This is a genomic window from Paraburkholderia sp. RL17-383-BIF-A (genome assembly GCF_046028015.1).
Taxonomy (GTDB): Bacteria; Pseudomonadota; Gammaproteobacteria; order Burkholderiales; family Burkholderiaceae; genus Paraburkholderia.
Genome location: NZ_JARESR010000003.1, coordinates 201,431 through 223,052 on the forward strand (window position 1 = coordinate 201,431; position 21,622 = coordinate 223,052).

A 21,622-nucleotide genomic window follows, 5' to 3' on the forward strand; every position below is an offset into this window, starting at 1 on the left:
GTCAGTCTCCGTGGGTAAAGCTGAAGTTGGTCAAATAGGATTCGTAGAGGCGCACCGGTTCGACACCGTACGGCAGACGGCGTGCTATCGCTTGATAGCGCCGGTCGTCGTCAGTGACGATGTAAGCTATGGTGATGCTGCTGGCCAGCTTGACCGCCTTGATGAAGGGAGTCGCTGCGTCCACGTCGGTCAACACACCGTAGGCATCCACGACGGCCCAACCATCGCCGGGCAACTTGTCGATGCGTTGACCGCGGGCTCCGGCCCGCAACCAGAGCAGCGGGGCAATTCGGCCAAAGGCTAAGCCGTGGCTGACGGCGACGGGGGTTTCGTAGGTCAAAGTGAAGAACTCGGCGTTCTCCTCGAAGCCATCGGCCATCGGGAATTCGTCGATGAACTTGTAGTCGCCCTTGATGGCTTGGCCATCCGGAGTCTGTCCGGTAATTGCAGCTTTGACGCGTGGCTTCGTGATGAAGTCGCAGATGCCGTAGTGCTCCCATTCTGGATCGCCGGGGCGCAAGCTCCTTTCTCTCAATGCCTTCTGCTCGTCCGCTGCCACCTCGTTGTTCGTCACCGAGATGCACTGGCGGCGTCCATCGTCTTGGCGGTTCAGGCGCATAACAGCGTGGGCCGTCGTGCCTGATCCCGAGAAGAAATCAAGTACGATCGCGTCTTTTTTCGATGCGATTACCGCGCGCAGAGCATCTTCAACCGCATACAATGCTTTGGGGAAGGGAAACGAGCGTCCTGGCAGCAATGCCCGCAGAAGCGCGCTCCCATGCATGCCTGCATTGTGAGCTGCCCTATTCCAAACAGTTTTAACGATGGCGCCGCCGTTGCTACCGCCCTTTGCCACAACTTGGCCCCGCTCCCCGGTACGCTCAACTTGTACTGTGCCGGCTTCGATGGCGTTCGTTGTTCCTGACATTAGATACTTGATGGACCAAGTGCCACGCTTTTCGTCCGGTGCGGTCGCGTAGGCAAAGCCTTTGTCGACAAGCCTCATCAAGCCTGGACCATCCTTTCTCCAGATACCAAGCCGACCGTCGGTTCTAACGGGCCACGCTGCATCTAAACCCCTAATCATCCTTGGACGCGTAGTTTCGTCGGCCCCGTCAAATGGTGCCCCGACACCTTTTATCTCGCCGGACTGCGGATCAATCAAGACCGGATAGCAGAGATTAGGTCGGAGTTGGCGGTACCACGTATTGCCTCGGCGCAGCAGGGATTCCCACGTCAAGCTTTCGGAATTTGCGGATGTTTCGGTAAGAAGATTGTCCGCCACACGGCAAGGCGATGCAGCACCGAAAAACGCAAAGAACGCATACTCCTCAACCCGAGAGAGGAGGCCTCGGGACGTACCGCTCGGATTGATAACGATGGTGCACATTTGAATTGCGGCTTCCGGGAACACTTGCTCAAGAAGCAGACCCAGTCGATGCACTTCCTTCTCATCTATGGTGATGATGAGCACGGAATTGTCCGGGTTCAGCAGTTCCTTCGCGGTCAGTAAGCGCCGCTCGATCATTGCCAACCACTTGCTATGGCGATATAGATCGTCGCCTTCGACGTAATCGTTGTTGTACTTCCAGTCCTTCGCCCCCGTGTTGTACGGCGGGTCTATATAGATCGCGTCGATTTTGCCCCGGTGTGTGTAGGTCAACGCATTGAGGACGTGATAATTCTCACCGTTGATGACGCTATGGAACGGCTTGTCACCGCCGCGCTGGACCTTACCGGTACTGACAAGGCCAGGGTGTATCGTGTCGCTGAACTCGGCCACCACCATTAAATCATCCAGCGCAACCGTCTGTGTCTCGATACTGCCGAGACCCTGCAGAACCAAATCGGCTTGCTTCGTGGTCTTGTGGATGGCCTTTACCTGCCACAAACGGTGATCGTCGACCTTGACGGTACCGCGCGGCGGCAAAACTCGGACCTTGTCTCCCTTACGGACAGGACGCTGGGGCAACTCAACGGCTTCGGGGCGGTGGCGTTCGAAGTTCAGTCCAAAGGGCAAGCGCGAGGACAGAGCCTTGATCTCTCGATCAAGATCGGCACCTAATTTTTGATCTTTGGCTTTGGCTTGGGCAATCAGGTCGGTCAACCGAGACACGGACAACTCCTTGACGAAGTCCGCAATGATGCCAGAGGGGCAGACCCGCTGGGGAATTTGCTGTTCGCCCGGCATGTTTCATACGCACGACACGATATGCGGGACACCCCCGAAAAAGCGAGGGTTCATTTGCGCGCCGTCGGCCTGCATCCTCTCTATACCCCTGAACGACTAAGCAATCGCCACATGCAATCCTTGGGGAGGATGGCAACTCTAGTTGTAGGAGCGGGCATTTGGCTTAGATTCGGCGCGAAAACGTACCATAAGTAGTACGCGAAGATGTCCGTCCTATAATCGCCTCGCGCACGTCAAAGTCTGCTCGGGGAAGTCGTTGCGGGGCCCACGCATGATGCGCGCTTAACGCCGGGCAGACACACCGAAAGAGCGTGTCTTGCCGGTGCCATCCCGATTCGCTCGAGCGTCGCGGATAGCAGTTTAAACAGCACTATGCTGTTGACTCATTCAAGACGCTTCGCAAGGTCTTCCGCTCGGGGATGGTAGTAGCGCATGAGCATGCGTGGGTCCTTGTGCCCAGTAATCTTCGTCAGTTCGTGCATTGGGAAGATGGAAGCCAAGCGTGAAGTGGCTTCGTGCCGCAAGTCATGAAATCGGAGGTCAGTCAGGAACTTACTATCCGGTCGTTCCTTGGTCGTCTTGCACTCCTCGACGTACAGATTGCGGGCGCGCGTTACGGCTCGTTCGAACGCCCTGGTGATGGCGTCACCGCGTATCTCGAATATCCGCCCAAAGTCTGCGTTCTCGTCGTCATTCGCTTTCTTTTTGACGTGAGCAGCGGCATCTTTCAGGGATTGTAACAAGGCCACGGCACGCGACGACAGGGGCACGTCGCGCGTGCTGCCGTTCTTTGTGGCCGGCAGATGAGCCACGCGACGCTTGAGATCAATGTGCTCCCATCGCATTGCCACAATCTCGCCTCGACGCATTGCAGTTTCGACCGCCAGCCAGATGATAGGTGGCAGGAGCGCGGAGCCGCTAGCCGCCACAACGCGCTCAAGTTCACCATCTTGTGCGCCACGATCCGTCTCGGCATCCTCCGTGCCCGACGCGTCGTGGGCAGGATCGCCAGCGGTAATCCGGCGCGTCCGCGCATTGTTTGGCTGGGGCTTTCGCACAAGCTCTACAGGATTCGAAAGGCTTTCCAAACCCCACTCTTTACGGGCGATGCTGAATACATGAGATAGAACTGCCAAGCGGCGCAGCACAGTGGCTGGCTTGTAGTCTTGTAGCCACCGATCCCGTAACCGAGCCACGTCAGCGCTGCGGATCGCTGCGAGTGGCCGCTTGGATATGTCCTCCATTCTGCAAGCACGCAACACAGATTCTTCCTGCGCAGCCCCTTTCTTGGTTGGCACCACCTCGGTCTCGTACCGAGTCAATGCTTCATGGAGCGTTGTCGTCTCAGCCTCGCCACGACTGACCCACACGCCCCGTGACATTTCCGACTCGATCATGTTGGCCCACGCTTCGGCCTCAGCTTTGGTCTCGAAGGTCTTGCTCTGCGCCGGATAGCCGCGCCTGCGTATCTGTGCTTCCCATTGATAGGGGCCGCGCTTGCGAAAAGTTGCCATCAGTCGCGCTAGTCGGTTGTCAGTGTGGCAATATTGTGGCGAATAAACTCAAAAATGGCTACAAAGCTTGTAAAATATGGTGGTGATTTGACATTCGCAATGCGAAGGTCGGGAGTTCGATCCTCCTCCTCCCACCAAACAGCCATATCAAAGCCCTGCAAGTCCAAAGACTTGCAGGGCTTTTTCTTTTCCACTCAAAGGCCTAAACCCTGAGCGATGCAATCCGGGAGCAAAGTCGCATCCGCAGCGCCAAAGCTTCGTTACGAGCCATCAACCCGCATCCAGCGGCCTCGAACGTGTGCGGGCAGCTTTCTGCCGCAGAGTGGATGGATCGCGCCCGAGCAGGTTGCCATTCGTTTACTCGCTGGCCGGCGGTTCTCGCCTAACGGCGAGAACGTGCGAGGCGTGCGGCTTGCCTACGGCAATCTCGACGAAACCGAAATGGCCGCTGCACTCGCGCGGCTCGGCGGCGCTGTTCGATATTCGCGCTGATGCAAGGAAGCCGAGAGGAAGCGATTGATCTTCCAACGCTCCCCGCATGCGCGTCTGCGACGCAACACGCCTCCGCATGCTTGCGCCGCCCACCCTGGCACCGCGCTTAGTCAGAGAAAAACGCTCAAAACCGATCCCACCCGTCATCCGCCCCGACCGCCACGGCTGCCGTCGCCATTGCGGCAAGCGGCGCGGCAACCGGCGCGGGCGTCGCGCGGACGGCGCGCCGGACAGGCGCAACAGCCGATTCGCGTCGCTGTATTTCCTTATGCACGGGAACAGCAGAACCAGAAGCCATTGCCGCATCGCTATTCAGAATCTGAAAGAATGCCACCGCCTCGTTCAACTGCTGGCCCTGATCTTCCATCGACCGCGAAGCTGCCGCCGCTTCTTCTACCAAAGCGGCATTCTGTTGCGTGACGTTGTCCATCTGCGTGATCGCGAGATTGACCTGCTCGATGCCACGGCTTTGTTCGCTCGATGCCGCCGCGATCTCCGACATGATATCCGTCACCCGAGCCACCGCCTGGGTGACTTCGGCCATCGTCTTGCCGGCTTCACCCGCGAGCGCCGAGCCGTCGCGGATCTTGTCCACGGAGCTCGCAATCAGGTCTTTGATCTCCTTGGCTGCGCTCGATGAACGCTGCGCCAGGCTTCTGACTTCGCTCGCGACCACCGCGAAACCGCGACCCTGTTCGCCCGCGCGTGCAGCTTCGACGGCCGCGTTGAGCGCAAGAATGTTCGTCTGGAACGCAATGCCTTCGATAATGCCGGTGATGTCGGCGATCTTGGTGGAGCTGTCGCTGATGTCGTGCATCGTGCTCACCACCTGGCCGACCACTTCGCTGCCTTTCTGCGCGACCGACGAAGCATTCGTGGCCAGCATGCTGCCCTGCTGCGCATTGTCGGCGTTCTGCTTGACGGTGGAAGTGAGCTCTTCCATGCTCGACGCCGTTTCCTGCAGCGACGCAGCCTGCTGTTCGGTACGCTGGCTCAGGTCCATATTGCCCGCGGCGATCTGGCGTGCCGCGCCGGCAATACTCGTGCTGCTGTCGCGCACGCGTGCGACGATCGTCGTCAGCCGTTCGTTCATCTCGCGCAGGGCGCTCAACAGCTTGCCGGTTTCGTCGCGGCCGTTCACGGTGATGCGCGTGCGCAAATCGCCTTCCGACACGGTGCGCGCAACGTCGATCGCCTGGCGCAACGGTCCGGTAACGGCGCGCGTGATCAGCACGCATGCGCCGATCGCGAGTGCCACCGCGATCAGGCTCATCGCGATCAGCAGGTTGCGCTGGTTCTCGTAGTGCGCCGCGTATTCGTTGATCATCTGTTCCTGGCGGCCGTGCGTGTAGTCGGCATACGCGTTGGTCGCGCGAATCAGCGCGGCGAGCAGCGGCCGGCATTGATCGTCCATCTTGACGATCGCTTCGTCGCGTTTGTTGTTCAGCGCGAGATTGACGATGTCGGTGGCGACCGGTCCGTACGCGGCCTCCACCCGATTGATCTCGGCGACGAGGCTGCGCGCTTTCTCCGAGGTGTCGGTCGCGGCGGCGATCAAGTCGTTGAGCTTCTTCAGATTGGTTTGCACATCTTCATGTGCGCGCAGCACGTCGGCTTTCTCGAGGTCCAGATCCTGAGGTTTCGTTACGAGCACGAGATTGCGCGCGGCGATGGCCCGGCGGTCGACGGCGGTTCGCACCTGCACCGCCATGTCGGCGCGCGCGTTGATGCCGTGCACGAAGCCGGAAAATCCATCGGTTGAGTCGCTCAGCGCCTTCAGGGAAAGCGTGGAAACCGCGACGACGATAAGAGACAGCATGCCGAAGCCGGCAATGAGTTTGGCTTTGATTGTGAGGTGCTTCAATGTCATGATTTTTCTCCAATAACGAAACGTGAATGCTTCGCAATGGACTCTCAGGTCCGGGCATGGGAGCGTCTGTGTGGCCGTCGTACATGGCGGCGGCCCCGCGCTGTTTACCGCTTCCGTGTCTCATGTCGAATGCATGACTTGCCGCATCGACGTAAGACGCAAAAGAGGCATCCCATTCACCGAATATCGGATCGCAACGTCAAATCCTGAAGGCTAATCGGGTATAACACTAGAAAGTTTGCGCACGATGACCGAAGAAACGCACAATTTCGTGCCGATTGAATAATTTGGTCATTGAGTGAAAGGCTCGGATTACACTTGCGTCTCTTGTCGGCGTTCTGAACGCGGACGGAGGACATGGCAAAAACCCGCCTTGCGGATCGTTCGGCGCGCCACAGCGTCTGGTACGCTACCGGTTCACGGTACGCGCCAGCCCGGACGCGGCCTTCCTGCTCACGCGCGCGGGTCCGCGCCTGCTCGAACGAAAAACCATGGTGACGAGCCGACCGAACATCGTGATTGCGATCAGCATCGTGCTAGCTAGCGCGATTCTCGCGATCGCCGTGTGGGTGCTGGCGCAAATGCGCGACGACGCATTGCGGCGCGCGCAGGATTCCGTGTTCAACGTGTCGTTGCTGGTAGAGCGCGACGTGTCGCGTAATCTCGAGATCTACGACCTTTCGCTGCGCGCGGTGATCGATGGGCTGAAACAGCCCGGCGTGCTCGACCTGAAGCCGGCACTCCGCCAGATGGTCCTGTTCGACGGCTCGGCAAGCGCGAAAGACATGGGTTCGATCCTCGTAACCGACGAGGCCGGCAACGTCAGGTTCGACTCACAGGCCTCGCCACCGCGCCAGATCAATCTCGCCGACCGTGATTACTTCAAGGTGCAGCGGGACTCTCCCAATGCCGGCCTGTTCATCAGCCACCCGTTCATGCCGAAAGTGAGCGGCAAAGACGTCAGCATCGCGCTGAGCCGGCGGATCACGCGGCCGGACGGCAGTTTCGGCGGCGTGGTGGTGGGCACCATGCGCCTCACGTATTTTCGCAGACTGTTCGCCGGCATGAATCTCGGCGCCGGCGGATCGATGGCGTTGATGCTGAACGACGGCACGATGCTGATGCGGCGTCCGTACGATCCGAAAATCATCGGCATCAATCTGACCGGCACTTCCAATTACTCACGCTTCACCCAGCAGCCGAGCGGTGACTTCTTCGGCACGGCGGCGATCGACGGCGTCGAGCGCTGGTACGCGTTCCGTCATATCGACATGTATCCGTTGATCCTCGACGTCGCGCTGTCCACGCACGACATTTACGTGGAATGGCGGCGCCGTGCGTGGATCATTGGCTCGCTGATCGGCGCGCTCGACGTGACGATTATCGCGCTGGCTATGCTGTTCTCCCAGCAACTGCGCCATCGCCGCGCGGCGGAAGAAGAGTTACGCGTGCTGGCCCGCACCGACGGGCTGACCGGCCTCTTCAATCGCCGCACCTTCGAGGAGCAGGCGGAAGAAGAGTGGCGCCGCGCGCAGCGCAACGCGTGGCCGTTGTCGATGCTGCTGATCGACGTCGACAGTTTCAAGGGTTTTAACGATCTGTACGGCCATTCGGCGGGCGATGAAGCGCTCATTAGCGTGGCCCGCTGTATTGCGCAGAGCGTGCGGCGCCCAGGCGACACGGCGGCGCGCTATGGTGGCGAAGAGTTTGCCGTGCTGCTGCCGGATACCGACGAAACCGGCGCAACCCATATCGCGGAGAAGATTCGCGCCGCGATTCAGGCGCTCCAGCTTCGCCACGTGGCGAGCTCGCACCATGTGCTCACCGTTAGCATTGGCGTCGCGACTGCGCTACGCGACACATTCGCCACGAGTCGCGCCCTCGTGAATGGTGCCGACGAAGCTCTCTACGAAGCCAAAGACGCAGGCCGCAATCGCGTGCTGCGCTACCACGCGACCACCCGTGCGATGCGTGTGATCCGTGCGACGCCCGGCTCTGCCTCTGCAGCGGAATCCGTCACCCAAGCAAAAAACTCCACCTGACGAATCTGGCGATGCTTCGATTGCGCGATGCAGATTGCTCGACGCGTCGTGCGCTGTCGGAGAGGACAAAGATCGCCAAGGACGTGCCGCGCAGGCGCCGCTTTCGCAACACACGCGTGAACGCCAACGCGTAAGCGCGCTTGCGCGAGCAACAAATCGTACTGACAAAAAAAACCGCTCACGCTGGGGGAGCGTGAGCGGAAAAGTCGGAGAGTTACAACATCGCATGCGCTTGCTCATGGGGATCAACGCAGCAGGCCAAGTCTAAGTGTCCGCCGCCGCCCCATAAATCAGACAAATCCCAATCGTGGCGTCAACTTGCCGATCGTCCGGTCTTTTGCGATCCGGCCCAGTCCCTTCGGCATCGCTTACAACATCCTGTCCCGGTTATTCCTGACATTTCGCGCATCAAGTCGCGGTGACGGCCGCCGTAAATGAGGTGGGAGCGTCGCTGCGCAGCCAGAAGGTCGCGAAATACTTCGCGATGGCGCGGCGACTCGAGCGTCCCGTCGTGACTCGTGAAGGATGGTGAAATGAAGTGGTTCGACCGCATGCCTGTGTTCAGGAAACTGCTGCTGGCGTTTTCCGTTGTGATTGGTTTTTGCGTCGTGATCGGCGTGACTTCGCTGAGTACGCTGTCGTCGATGCACGACATTACCGAGGCGATCGGCAATAAACACATGAACGGCCTCTATTGGATGGAAGAGGCGAACCGCCACAAGATCGACTCCGATCTGGCCGCCGCGAACCTCGGCTATGCGGCCGACGACGTCGGCCGTCAAAAGTTGAAGGACAGCATTGTCGGCTCGCTCAAGGAAATGCACGGCGGCTACGACCAGTACCGCGCGACGATCGGGACGAGCAAGGGTCAGGCCATGTTCGACGACGTGCTGCGCGCGTCGGCGGCGTGGGAAGGCATCGTGCATCAGCAGATCGGTCTCGAACCGGTTCCGGCCGGCGTCGACAACAACGAACTCGTGCGTCGCGCGATTGCGTCGAGTGAGGCGCTGCGCGATCGCATCATGGCGCTGATCGACTATCGCCGCGAGCAGGCCAACGCAGCGCAGCAGGAAGCCTCCGCCGGCTATCAGCACATGCGCATCGTCATGAGCGTGCTGGTGCTCGGCGCGATCGTCGCGGGGATGCTGCTCGCCATGGTGATCGCGCGCCGTCTGTCCGCGCAACTCGGCGGCGAACCGGATTACGCGATGCAGATCGCCAACCGCATCGCGGACGGCGACCTGAGCGTGCGCGTCGAGACCCGCACCGGCGACACCCACAGCCTGCTGTTCGCGTTGCGCAACATGCGTGAGCGGCTGGCCGGCATCGTGTCGGGCATCAGCGAATCGAGCGAGTCCATCCTGATGGCGTCGGGTGAAATTGCGCAGGGCAATACCGATCTGTCGCAGCGCACCGAGGAACAGGCCGCCGCGCTGCAGGAAACCGCGTCGAGCATGCAGGAGTTGACCTCGACAGTGAAGATGAACGCCGAGAACGCGCAGCAGGCGGGCGGCGTCGCGCACGGCGCTTCGGAAGTGGCGGCGCGCGGCAGCCACCTCGTCGGCGACGTGGTCGAAACCATGCGCGAACTGGCGGCCGGCTCGAAGCGCATGACGGACATCATCGCGGTGATCGAAGGCATTGCGTTCCAGACCAACATCCTCGCGCTCAACGCGGCGGTGGAAGCGGCGCGCGCCGGCGAACAGGGGCGCGGCTTCGCGGTGGTGGCGGGCGAAGTGCGCTCGCTCGCGCAGCGCAGCGCGGTGTCGGCCAAGGAGATCAAGGAGCTGATCGAAAGCTCGACGGCGCGCGTGGGCAGCGGCGCCGAACTGGCCGAGCGGGCCGGCCAGACCATGGCTGAAGTCACGCACGCGGTCAAACGGGTGACTGACATCATGGGCGAGATTTCGTCGGCGTCGCAGGAGCAGAGCACCGGCATCGAAGAGGTCAACCGCGCGGTCGCGCAGATGGACGACGTGACGCAACAGAACGCGGCGCTAGTCGAGCAGGCGGCTGCCGCAGCGGCGTCGATGGCGGATCAGGCGCGGCAGCTGCAGGCGGCCGTCACGGTATTTTCGCTGGAAGCCCGGCACGGCTGAACTTGCCAGGCCTGGTGGCACTCCGTACACTCGCGCGTAATTCCTGGGCGACGCCTTGTTCCGGCGCCGCGCCACCATAAATAGCGCCGAACAGAGGAGAACCCCCGCCATGGCCGATTCCTACTTCCCCCGTTGGCGTGCGCAGCCCGCACCGGCCGAGGGCCGCATCGTCGGCACCGACGAGCGGCTCGCGTGGCCGCAAATGTTCGCAATGGGCGTGCAACACGTCGTCGCGATGTTCGGCTCGACTGTGCTCGCGCCGTTGCTGATGGGCTTCGATCCGAACCTGTGCATCTTCATGTCGGGCATCGGCACGCTGTTGTTCTTTGTGCTGGTGGGCGGGCGCGTGCCGAGCTATCTCGGCTCGAGCTTCGCGTTCATCGGTCTCGTGATCGCGGTGACGGGGTACGGCGGCCACGGGCCGAACCTGAACATTCCGTTGGCGCTCGGCGGGATCATCGCGTGCGGCGTGGTGTATGCGGTGATCGGCCTGATCGTGTCGGCGGTCGGCACCCAATGGATCGAGAAGCTGATGCCGCCGGTGGTGACCGGGGCGATTGTCTGCGTGATCGGTTTGAATCTGGCGCCGATCGCCGTGCACGGCGTGAGCGGCAGCAACTTCGATTCGTGGATGGCGCTGGTCACCGTGCTGTGCGTGGGCGCGGTCGCGGTGTTCGCGCGCGGCATGCTGCAGCGTCTGCTGATTCTGGTCGGCCTGCTGATGGCGTATGTGATCTACGCGATCGTCACGAATGGCCTCGGCATGGGCAAGCCGATCGATTTCGCCATCGTCGCCAACGCCGCGTGGTTCGGTATGCCGCACTTCACGGCGCCCGTTTTCAACATGCAGGCCATGACCTTGCTCGCGCCGATCGCGGTGATCCTGGTGGCGGAGAACCTCGGGCACATCAAGGCGGTGAGCGCGATGACGGGCCAGAATCTCGACCGCTACGTCGGCCGCGCATTCCTCGGCGACGGACTCGCGACGATCGTGTCCGGCTTTGCCGGCGGCACCGGTGTCACGACGTATGCGGAGAACATCGGCGTGATGGCCGTCACCAAGATCTATTCGACGCTGGTCTTCGTGATCGCCGCTGTGATCGCGCTGGTGCTGGGCTTTTCGCCGAAGTTCGGCGCGGTGATCCAGACCATTCCCGGGCCGGTGCTGGGCGGTGTGTCGATCGTCGTGTTCGGGCTGATCGCCGTGACCGGCGCGCGCATCTGGGTCGTCAACAAGGTGGACTTTTCCGACAACCGTAATCTGATCGTGGCCGCGGTCACGCTCGTGCTCGGCGCCGGCGATTTCTCGTTGAAGCTCGGCGGTTTCGGTCTGGGCGGCATCGGCACCGCGACGTTCGGCGCGATCATTCTCTACGCTCTGCTGAGAAGGAAGCCGGCACAAGGTCCGGTGGCCTGAGCCTCCTCTCTCGTATCAAGCGGTTCGGCGGCGGCGCGGGCTTCTGTCTCCGTGATGTCTCATGCGGAGAAACGCGCCAGCCGCTGGAACCGCCATCACGCAGCGTCGCGCGTCAGCGCCTGCGCGCCGTCAGCGCAGTCTCTGACAGGTCCACTTCGCGCATCAGCTTGTTCAACGTCTCGTCATTGATCTCCTGAGTGCTGCGCAGCGCGAGCAGTGTCTTGCGCTCGGCTCGCATGGCCGCGAGCTTCATTCTGAACTCCAGCGCATCGGCGCGGCGCGCCAGCTCGCGGGGCTCCTGCTCTTCATCGAGCGTGGCGAGGCGGCGCCGATAGAGGTCCATGACTCGCGCGGTGACATCAGCCGCGTACGCCGAAGCCGATTCATCCAGATCAGCGCACTCGGTGTCGTGCACCTCGTCGACGGCCCGAATCGCCGCTTGCGCGGCCATCGTGCGCGCGAGCAATTCCTCGGCGGCATGCGGATCCTTGCCACGGCGCCAGCCGTTCAGCAACAGCGGCAGCGCCACGACGGCCACCAGCAGCGAAAGCAGAATCACGCCGGATGCGATGAAGATCGCCAGATCGCGGCCCGGCAGCGGGACGCCACCTGGCAACACCTCCGGCAACGACAGCACGCCCGCGAGCGTCACTGCCCCGCGTACGCCGGCCACCGTCGTGATCGTGACCGTGCGCAAACCCGGCACCGCATTCGCCACGCCCTGCTTCGCGGCGCCGCGGCTCGCGAACCAGCGCAGCAGCCACACCCACACGAAGCGCATCGCATAGAGCGCCACTCCCACCGCGGCGATATAGCCGATCAGCAGCCAGACCTGCGCGTTGCTGGTCTCGTGCGCGTCGAGCAATGCGCGTCCGAGAATGTGTGGAAACTGCAGCCCCAGCAGAATGAACACCATGCCGTTGAAGACGAACTCGATCATCGTCCACGTGCTGGTGGCGCGCACCCGTGACGACACCGGTCCGGCGTTCGCAATCGTCGCGTAGTTCATCATCATGCCGGCGGCGACCGCGGCCAGAATGCCGGACAACTCGAGGCGTTCGGCGATCAGATACGCGGCGAACGGAATCAGCAGCGTCATCACGACGCCGGGCGCCGGGTCGCCTTCTTCGGTGAGATTCAGGAAGCGCGCCGACACGAAGCTGAACAGCCAGCTCACTGCCGCGCCGATCGCAAGGCCGCCCGCGGCGATGATCACGAAACTGATCGACGCTTCGCGCAACGAAAACACGCCGGTCAGCGCGGCGGCAATGGCGAACTTCAACGCGACCAGTCCCGACGCGTCATTCATCAGCGCCTCGCCTTCCAGGATGTGCATGAGCCGCCCAGGGATCTTGCCCTTGCCGACGATGCCGGACAGCGCCACCGCATCCGTCGGCGACAACACCGCGGCCAGCGCGAACGCAACCGGCAGCGAGATCGACGGCACCAGCGCATGCACGAAGTAGCCGACCACCAGCACCGTCATGAACACGAGGCCGAGCGCGAGCATCAGGATCGAGCGGCGCGCCATGAAGAATTCGCGCTTGGGAATGCGCCATCCGTCCGCGAAAAGCAAAGGCGGAATGAACAGCATCATGAAGATTTCCGGGTCGAACGTGACGTGCAGCCCGAGCTTCGGCCATGCGAGCAACGCGCCGATCGCGATCTGCACGAGCGGCAGGGGCAACGAGACCGGCAAGATGCGGGTGACGACGCCCGAGGCGGCGACGGCGAGCAAAAGAATCAATACGGTAAAGACAATGTCCATCGGTCTATTTCGGGGATATAACGGCGTTGCTTCGGTGATCTTCGCCTATCGGCCATGCGGCGCTTACGAAGTGCAAGGCCGAAGTTTAGCCCGACGACGCCTTGTGCCATCGCCGGCGCGGCACGAGGGCGGCATGAGGGCGTCACGAAGGCGCCACGAAGGCGCCACGAAGGCGCCAAGCCGCGGCGCATGAGCGCCTCGACGAGGTTGCGCACCGTAACGGTGCGCTCTACGCCCACGAGCGGCGCATGCTCCCGTCCGCGTGCGCAATCTTTCGTATAAATTTCATTGGAATGTGCGTCAGCGTGCGCATGGAGCTTGCTTAAGGTATATCGATGACGCACATTTGAGAAACGGCGCCGAGGTTGTTCGCCTCCGCGTTCGGACCGGCCCGGCTCTCGCGTGAGAGGACTGCATGACGATTGCGCAACAGGAAAGAACGGCCAGCGCGCCGCATGGCTTCGAGGTCGAGATGACGTCGGGGCTCGAACGTTTTACGGTGCAGCATGGCGAGCTCACGCTAAGCAGCGTGTTTCAGCCGATTTTCAGTCTGTCGCATATGCGGGCTGTCGGCTACGAAGGGCTACTGCGGGCGCATGACGGGCTCGACCGGCCCGTGTCGCCGCTCGACGTATTCGGCGAAGCCGCGCGCCTCGGCGACGTGCTTCAGGTGGACCGGCTGGCCCAGACGCTGCATCTGGAAAATTTCAAGGTGCTCGGCGCCGAGCGCGAATGGCTGTTCCTGAACGTGCATCCCGGCGCGCTCACCGATCCGTATCTCGCCGCCGCGTTGCTGGCCACGTTGAAGCGGCTCGATTTGCCGCCGCGGCGCATCGTGCTCGAAGTGCTCGAACATCGCGCGGAAGATCTGGAGCGTCTCGCCGACGCCGTGCGCCAGTTCCGCGAGCGCGGTTTCCTGATCGCACTCGACGACTTCGGCGCGGGACACTCGAACGTCGAACGGATCTGGCAATTGAATCCGGATATCGTGAAGCTCGATCGCGTCATGCTGTCGCACGCCGCGCATCGTGCCGACATGGCGACGATTCTGCCGGGGCTTGTCGCGCTGCTGCACGAGGCGGGCAAACTGGTGCTGATCGAAGGCGTGGAAACGGAGCATGAAGCGCAAATGGCGCTCGCCTGCAACGCGGACTTCGTGCAAGGCTTTTTCTTCGGCCGCCCGAACCCGGGCGCGGCCGACGCGCTGCACGCGACCACGTGCATCAGCGAGCTCACCGAGCGGTATCGCGACCAGACCGAAGCACGCGAGCGCCGCAACGCAAGCCGGCTTGCGCCATACTTGCGGGCTTTCGAGCGGGCGGCGGAACGGCTCGCGGCCGGCGAACCGCTCGAGGAAGTGTGCTGGAATTTTCTCGCCCTCGACCATGCGGCCCGCTGCTTCCTGCTCGACGCGAAGGGCAAGCAGGCGGGCCGCAACGTCGTGCTACGCGCCGATCGCGCGGCGCATGAAACACGCTTTCTGCCGCTCGCCGACGCGCAGGGCGCGAACTGGCTGCGTCGACCGTATTTTCGCGATGCGATCAATGCGCCGGAGCGCGTGCATGTGACGCGTCCCTATCTGTCGATCAACGAGGCGTTGCCGTGCGTGACGCTTTCGGTGGCGACGCGTGTCGGCGCGCAGACCTGCGTGTTGTGCGGCGACATTGACTGGGTGGACGAAGAGCATTTTTGAGTGTCCCTAACTGTCGTTGCGCGGCAGCCTCTGAAGGGAGCGCAAAAAAGTTGGGGCGGCCCGGGGCATTTTTGGAGATCATGTCGGTTTCAACGATCTTCAGCCGTGCTCATGTCCGTCCTTCTAGAAGTCATTGCCACGACCGTTGCCGACGCGCGCCTTGCCGCGCAAGCGGGCGCCGACCGTCTCGAACTTGTCACCGCAATGGGCGAGGGCGGCCTGACGCCGAGTCTCGGCTTGATCGAAGCGGTGGTGGCGGCGGTCGAGATTCCCGTGAACGTAATCGTGCGGCCGCATAGCCGCTCGTTCGTGTACGACGCCGACGATTACGCGGTGATGCTGCGCGACGTGCGGGCGGTCAAGGCGGCAGGCGCGAACGGGGTCGTGATCGGCATGCTGAATGGCGCGGGCGAGATCGATCGCGAAGGCCTTGCGCGTGCGATCGACGCGGCAGATGGACTGGCAATCACCTTCCACCGCGCGTTCGACGAAGCGCGTGATATGCGCCAGTCGCTCGACGTGCTGCTCGGTTTCGATGCCGTAACGAATGTGCTGACCTCGGGTGGACAACCTTCAGTTCTGCACGCTGAAGCGACGATCCGCGAGCTGGTGCGGCAAGCGTCCGGTTCGCATTTGACGGTGCTGGCCGGCGCCGGCTTGACGGTCGATGCCGTCGCCGGTTTTGTGAGCAGCACGCAAGTCGAAGCGGTGCATTTCGGTTCGGGCGTTCGCGTGGACGGCAAGGGTCTCGCGCCGGTCGATGCGGCCAGGGTCGCGAAAGTCAGAGCGCTGCTGGACGCATCGCGTAGCTAAATCACCGGGCAAAGAAAATGCCGCTTCGAGATCGCTCCCGAAGCGGCATTGATTCAAGCATGTCCACGTGCAAGGAAAGCGAAGAAAACTACTTCGCCACGACCACCGGAATGCCGCGCAACTGCCCCGCGCCCTTTACCTCTTCGAGCGATTTCCGCACCGATTCACCGGTCGCCGCTTCGATCTGCAAGCGTGCGGCCAGATCGCGCTCGCCACGCTTCACACCCGCCAGATTCGCGAGCTTTACGTGACCATAACCGCGCACGCGGGCGTGCAGGTCGGCGAGCTTCGCCACGTCTTCCAGACTGCCGGCGTTGAGCTTGGCGAACGCGCGTTGCATCGTGGTTTCGTAGTCGCCGGCAAGTTCACGCTCCATCTTGCGCTCCAGCGTGCGGCCGAACGGATCGAGCATCGTGCCGCGCAGGCTGCTGAACTTCGCCAGCGTGCCGAGCACCGGCCACATCCATTGGCCGAAGGTTTTCTTGGCCGGATTCTTGCCGGGTTGCGGGCGCGTGAGCGTCGGCGGCGCGAGATTGAACTTGATGCCGAAGTCCTTGCCGGCCACGCCTTCGAATTGCGCTTCCAGCGCTTCACGGAACGCGGCATCGGTATGCAGGCGCGCCACTTCGTATTCGTCCTTCACCGCGAGCAGACGATAGAACGTGGTTGCCACCGCGCGCGTCACGCGCTCGCTCTTCGTGTCCACGGCGGTCTCCGCGCGGCGTGCCGCATCGACCAGCGCACGGTAGCGCTTCACATACGCCGCGCCGCCGTAAATCTGCAGACGCCCTTCGCGATGCGCGATCAGTTCGTCGAGCGTATCGACGCGCACAGCCTGCTTCGCCAGATGCCGTGCCTGCCACAGCGATTCGAGCGCGGCTGGATCTTGCGCAGCGAGGCGGCCGATCGAAAACGCGAGCTGGTTCATCTGCACCGCGACGTTGTTCAATTCGATCGCGCGCATCATCGCGCCGAACGATACGGGCACGAGTCCAAGTTGCCAGGCATAACCGAGCATCAGAATGTTCGCGCCGATGGTGTCGCCGAGAAAGCGCGTGGCGAGTGCCTGTGCGTCGCATGTCGACATGCGCTCCGCGCCTGCCGCGTGACGCATCTTGTCGATCAGCGCGTCGGCGTGCAGCGTCGCGTCAGGATTGGTCACGAACGTCGCATTCGGAATCGCATGCGTGTTCACGACAATGCGCGTGCGGCCATGACGCACCGTTTGCAGCGCATCGGCGCTTGCGCCGACCACCATATCGCAGGCGAGCAGCACGTCGGCTTGCTGCGTGTCGATACGCACCTGATTGAGCCACTCGTCACGCGCGGCGAAACGCACGAACGACAGCACCGAGCCGCCCTTTTGTGCGAAGCCCATGAAGTCGAGCACCGACGCGCTCTTGCCTTCCAGATGCGCAGCCATGCTGATCAATGCGCCGACCGTCACGACGCCCGTGCCGCCGACGCCCGTCACCAGAATGTCGTACGGCGCGGCGTCGAGATGCGTTGCGGGAATCGGCAAAGCGTCGACGCGTGCGGCCAATGCTTGCGGATCGAATGCGGCGCCCGCGGCTTTCTTCAGCTTGCCGCCTTCCACCGTGACGAAGCTCGGGCAGAAGCCATTCACGCACGAATAGTCTTTGTTGCACGACGATTGGTCGATGCGGCGCTTGCGGCCCAATGCCGTTTCAACCGGTTCGACTGACAGGCAATTGGACTGCACGCCGCAATCGCCGCAGCCTTCGCAGACTTCTTCGTTGATGAAAAGACGCTTGTCCGGATCGGGGAATTCGCCTTTTTTCCGGCGCCGGCGTTTTTCCGCCGCACAGGTCTGGTCGTAGATCAGTACGGTCACACCGTCGGTGTCGCGCAATTCGCGCTGCACGGTGTCCATTTCTCTGCGATGGTGGAACGTGGTGCCCTTCGGAAAAAGGTCGTGATGGCCGTCGTATTTCTCCGGCTCGTCGCTGACCACGACGAAGCGCGATACGCCCTCGGCTTCCACCTGACGCGCGATCTGCGGCACCGAGATGCTGCCGTCCACCGGCTGGCCGCCCGTCATCGCGACGGCGTCGTTATAGAGAATCTTGTACGTGATGGTGGCTTTCGCGGCCACCGCCTGGCGGATCGCCAGAATGCCGGAGTGGAAGTAGGTGCCGTCGCCGAGATTCTGGAATACGTGGCGCGTTTTCGTGAACATGGAGTGCGACGCCCAGTCCACGCCTTCGCCGCCCATCTGGATCAGGCCGGTCGTGTCGCGCTCCATCCATGAAGCCATGAAGTGACAGCCGATGCCCGCATGCGCGATCGACCCTTCCGGTACTTTGGTCGAGGTATTGTGCGGACAACCCGAGCAGAAGTACGGCGTGCGCTTCACGCTGTCCGCCGCGTTCGAGAGAATTTGCGGCGCGACCAGATCGACCACGCGTTCGCGGCGATCGAGCGCGGGCTTGTGCTTCGCGAGCCAGTTGGCGAACACCGGCAGAATGCGCGACGGCCGCAATTCCCCGAGCGAGGACAGCAGCAGCGTGCCGTCTTCGGCGTTCTTGCCGATCACGATCGGCCGCGTGCCTTGCGAGCGGTTGTACAGATAGTCCTTGATCTGCTGTTCAATGACCGGGCCTTTCTCCTCGATCACCAGCACTTCGGACAAGCCGGAGACGAACGCGTCGATCCGCGTCATTTCCAGCGGAAACGACAGGCCGACCTTGTAGATCCGCACGCCGGCCGCTTCCAGATCGGCGACGGTCAGATCGAGACGGCGCAGCGTTTCCATCAGATCCAGGTGTGCCTTGCCGCAGGTCACGATCCCCACGTTCGCATGCGGGCTCGGCGCGATCCATTTGTCGATGCTGTTCACGCGCGCGAAGTGGCGTACCGCGTCGAGCTTGGCGTGCATGCGCGATTCGATCGTCAGGCTCGGCAGATCGGGCCAGCGATTGTGCAGGCCACCCGCCGGTGCTGCGAAATCCTGCGGTGCGGCCCAGTCGGTGCGCAGCGCGTCGAGATCGACCGTCGAGCCCGATTCGACCGTTTCGGAGATCGCCTTGTAGCCGACCCACGCGCCCGAGAAGCGCGACAGCGCCCAGCCGTACAAACCGAACTCGAGCATGTCGGCGATGTTGGACGGATTCACGACCGGCATATGCCAGGCCATCAACGCGAAATCGCTCTGATGCGGCATGGACGACGACACGCAGCCATGATCGTCGCCCGCCACCACCAGCACGCCGCCATGCGGCGACGAGCCGTAAGCGTTGCCGTGCTTGAGCGCGTCGCCGGCGCGGTCCACGCCCGGGCCCTTGCCGTACCACATCGCGAATACGCCCTCGACGGTGCGCTCCGGATCGGACTCCACTCGCTGCGTGCCGAGCACGGCGGTGCCGCCGAGTTCTTCGTTGATGGCGGGCAAGAAGCGAATATCACTCGCCGTGAGCAGTTTGTTCGCTTTCCACAACTGCTGGTCGACCATGCCGAGCGGCGAGCCGCGATAACCGCTAATGAAGCCGGCGGTGTTCAGGCCGCGAGCCTTGTCGGCGGCGCGCTGCATGAGCGCGAGGCGCACCAGCGCCTGCGTGCCGGTCAGGAAGATGCGGCCGCGCGTCGCGGTGAGGTTATCGGATAGCTTGTAATCGGCCAGTGCGGGCGTGCCGTCGATGGGCAGGCGAGCGGTCATGGGGGAGTCTCCGTTGTCGATCGGAGTTGGCGCTTTAGCGCTTACTCCGATCCCATGCAACATAGTTGCGGTTTGCATCCGCGCGCGGTGGTGGGGACCACGAGGTTGGCGCAGCGAAAGAGACTCTATTTTTTAGCGCCGATTAGAGTGAATTATTTCTACTTTGGTCAGCAACCCGCGAAGAGGCGAGAAGAGCCAAGCGTTTTAACGGAGTTTTGAGATAGATCTGCCACGCGGCGGCGGCATTCGGGTATGCCCTGGTGCGTTTCGACCCGCTTACTGCGCCGGCGCCGGCGCTCTCGGGGCCGCAATGGGCGCGTCGTCGAGCGGCACGATTTCGTCGAAATGCGCGTAATCGATATGGCTCACGCCGTCCTGCTCGCTCATGATGTCGGCGAAACGGTGATGCCAGTAGATCTGATCGCACGACCACATGTGGCGCGCCTGCATGGTTTGCGAGGTCGACTCGTCGACGCCTTCCAGCGTGAGAATCAGCGACGTGTCGCGGCCTTCGAGCGTCTCGGCGGTTTCGCCGAACAGCGGACTGCTTTCGTCGATGATGTGCATTAGCGTCCAGCCCAGTTTGAACACGGGGTGTTGATCGCGCAACAGCGTCAGGTCATAGAGCTTGCGCAACGTATAACCTTCGGCGCTGGTCTCCTGGCGCAGAATGCGCAGTTTCGCGCGGGCCTCCGCGATCACGTTCTGACGCGCGTTGGCCGAGCGCACCATCAGCGTCATGCGGCCGTCGATCGGCCGGATCACCGCGTAGCGGGTGAACATGATCTTGGCGTGCGGGCGCGAAAAGCGCGCGAAGATCAGCCCCGTCGCCAACGCGATGCTGGACATGCCGACGAAAATTTCCAGCGTGGCGATCCAGTGCGCGTAAACGGTTTGCGGATGCATGTCGCCGTAGCCTACCGTGGCGAGCGTTTCCACGCTAAAGAAGAATGCACCGCTGAAACCCGCCGGAAACTGATTGGCGATCGGCGCGTCGCCCAGCAGGTAGAGCGTGGCGAACGCGGTGTTGAGCAGCAGGAACAGGACCGCGAGCGACACGAAAAAGGTCGGCCAGCGAACCACGAGAGCGCGGTGATAGAGATCCTGCCAGAGCGGTGTCGGCATGCCGTGCGCGATGACCACGCGATCGTCCAGACGCAATTCGCGGCTGCCGCGCGGGCGGCGTGCCGGCGCGCGTGCTTCGCCATTGCCGAAGCTTGAAGGACGGTCTGTCGGTTCTGTCGCCATTGCAGGGTCGTGGAAATGAAAACGGCCAAAGCGTAGCACGCCGTTTTGGCCACGGAGCGTGGTTTTGGGCGGGTGCGCGGGCGCTTGAAAGGCGAGCCGCGCGGCGGGCTGCCGCGTGCGACTCTTACGTCAAGGCACGGCGTACTGCCGGGCACTGAAATGATCGCGCAACCTTGTCATTAACGCGAAAGCCTGCGCGGTTCGCACTCACGGAAACGCGCGCGGTTTGGGAATGCCCGCACCGTGTTCGATATCGTCGACAGCTTGCTGATGCGCGGCCGCGACAGCTTCGGTCGCGGCGCCGTAACCGTTGTCGCCGCCGACCGTCGTCCACGGTTTGACGGCTTTCTCGCGATGGCGGATTTCGTATTCCGCATCCCAGCGAGCACCGCTGAGTTCGAGCGGGCGGACGTGAATCGAATACACGCCGTAGAGAAAGAGCTGTTCAGCCATGACCGCCTCCGGCCAGTTAGTCCAGGGTGGCGCAACGCGAACGCAAAGAGCAAACGCAAGAAGCAAACGCGAAAAGCGCGGCGCCGGTCTGCCTAGAGTTCGATTTCCCCGAGAATGCGATGAGCAAGCGCCTTGGCTTCCTCGAGGGCTTCCTCAGGCGTGGACGAAGTGGCGTCGACTTCGTAGACCGTGGTTTCCTGGTCGGCGGTTGCGTCGCCTTCGTCGCGCGAGAGGGTGACCACGCCCTGCCAGGTATCGCTATCTATTTCGCGTATCGAGGCAATGGCCGTGTAGATGCCTTTGGTGTAGGTGATGTCGTCCATGGCGTCGCTCCATCTTCCAAAGG

General features: G+C 62.4%; 13 protein-coding genes. 5 read left to right on the forward strand and 8 right to left on the reverse strand.

Going from position 1 to position 21,622, the window contains the following annotated elements; all coding sequences use genetic code 11:
* Position 1 precedes the first annotated feature (1 nt).
* The 3 genes from P0D71_RS04990 to P0D71_RS05000 all read right to left on the reverse strand — a co-directional run bounded on the left by P0D71_RS04990 (position 2) and on the right by P0D71_RS05000 (position 6,067).
* A complete protein-coding gene (locus P0D71_RS04990) occupies positions 2–2,191 on the reverse strand; it encodes a site-specific DNA-methyltransferase (protein ID WP_408479390.1) in 2,190 nt (729 codons plus the stop codon).
* A gap of 383 nt (positions 2,192–2,574) precedes the next feature.
* Positions 2,575–3,705 carry an integrase gene (locus P0D71_RS04995; protein ID WP_408479391.1) on the reverse strand — a complete coding sequence of 377 codons (1,131 nt, stop codon included), beginning with the start codon at positions 3,703–3,705 and terminating at the stop codon, positions 2,575–2,577.
* A 616-nt stretch (positions 3,706–4,321) separates the two neighbouring features.
* Complete coding sequence (locus tag P0D71_RS05000) at positions 4,322–6,067, reverse strand: methyl-accepting chemotaxis protein (RefSeq protein WP_408479392.1); 1,746 nt, start codon at positions 6,065–6,067, stop codon at positions 4,322–4,324.
* A gap of 491 nt (positions 6,068–6,558) precedes the next feature.
* Here P0D71_RS05000 and P0D71_RS05005 point away from each other — a divergent pair, with 491 nt between their 5' ends.
* The 3 genes from P0D71_RS05005 (at position 6,559) to P0D71_RS05015 (ending at position 11,625) form a co-directional block, all read left to right on the forward strand.
* Positions 6,559–8,109 (forward strand): sensor domain-containing diguanylate cyclase, encoded by a 1,551-nt coding sequence (locus P0D71_RS05005; RefSeq protein WP_408298447.1) that lies wholly within the window; start codon positions 6,559–6,561, stop codon positions 8,107–8,109.
* 533 nt (positions 8,110–8,642) lie between these two features.
* Complete coding sequence (locus P0D71_RS05010) at positions 8,643–10,208, forward strand: methyl-accepting chemotaxis protein (RefSeq protein WP_408479393.1); 1,566 nt, start codon at positions 8,643–8,645, stop codon at positions 10,206–10,208.
* Between the two features lie 109 nt (positions 10,209–10,317).
* Entirely contained in the window at positions 10,318–11,625 is a 1,308-nt protein-coding gene (locus tag P0D71_RS05015; RefSeq protein ID WP_408343734.1) for a solute carrier family 23 protein, read from the forward strand.
* A gap of 112 nt (positions 11,626–11,737) precedes the next feature.
* Here P0D71_RS05015 and P0D71_RS05020 read toward each other — a convergent pair whose 3' ends face one another.
* Positions 11,738–13,393 carry a Na+/H+ antiporter gene (locus P0D71_RS05020; RefSeq protein WP_091797021.1) on the reverse strand — a complete coding sequence of 552 codons (1,656 nt, stop codon included), beginning with the start codon at positions 13,391–13,393 and terminating at the stop codon, positions 11,738–11,740.
* Between the two features lie 415 nt (positions 13,394–13,808).
* Here P0D71_RS05020 and P0D71_RS05025 point away from each other — a divergent pair, with 415 nt between their 5' ends.
* Together P0D71_RS05025 and P0D71_RS05030 are read left to right on the forward strand one after the other, a co-directional pair.
* Entirely contained in the window at positions 13,809–15,086 is a 1,278-nt protein-coding gene (locus tag P0D71_RS05025; protein ID WP_091797019.1) for a sensor domain-containing phosphodiesterase, read from the forward strand.
* A 111-nt stretch (positions 15,087–15,197) separates the two neighbouring features.
* Entirely contained in the window at positions 15,198–15,899 is a 702-nt protein-coding gene (locus P0D71_RS05030) for a copper homeostasis protein CutC (RefSeq protein WP_408479394.1), read from the forward strand.
* 88 nt (positions 15,900–15,987) lie between these two features.
* Here P0D71_RS05030 and P0D71_RS05035 read toward each other — a convergent pair whose 3' ends face one another.
* From P0D71_RS05035 to P0D71_RS05050, 4 genes are all read right to left on the reverse strand, one after another.
* A complete protein-coding gene (locus P0D71_RS05035) occupies positions 15,988–19,575 on the reverse strand; it encodes an indolepyruvate ferredoxin oxidoreductase family protein (protein ID WP_408479395.1) in 3,588 nt (1,195 codons plus the stop codon).
* Positions 19,576–19,851: 276 nt separating this feature from the next.
* A complete protein-coding gene (locus P0D71_RS05040; protein ID WP_408479396.1) occupies positions 19,852–20,823 on the reverse strand; it encodes an ion channel in 972 nt (323 codons plus the stop codon).
* A gap of 207 nt (positions 20,824–21,030) precedes the next feature.
* On the reverse strand, positions 21,031–21,276 hold the full coding sequence (locus P0D71_RS05045) for a hypothetical protein (protein WP_091797011.1): 246 nt from the start codon (positions 21,274–21,276) through the stop codon (positions 21,031–21,033).
* Between the two features lie 92 nt (positions 21,277–21,368).
* Entirely contained in the window at positions 21,369–21,599 is a 231-nt protein-coding gene (locus P0D71_RS05050) for a hypothetical protein (protein ID WP_408343726.1), read from the reverse strand.
* Positions 21,600–21,622 lie beyond the last annotated feature (23 nt).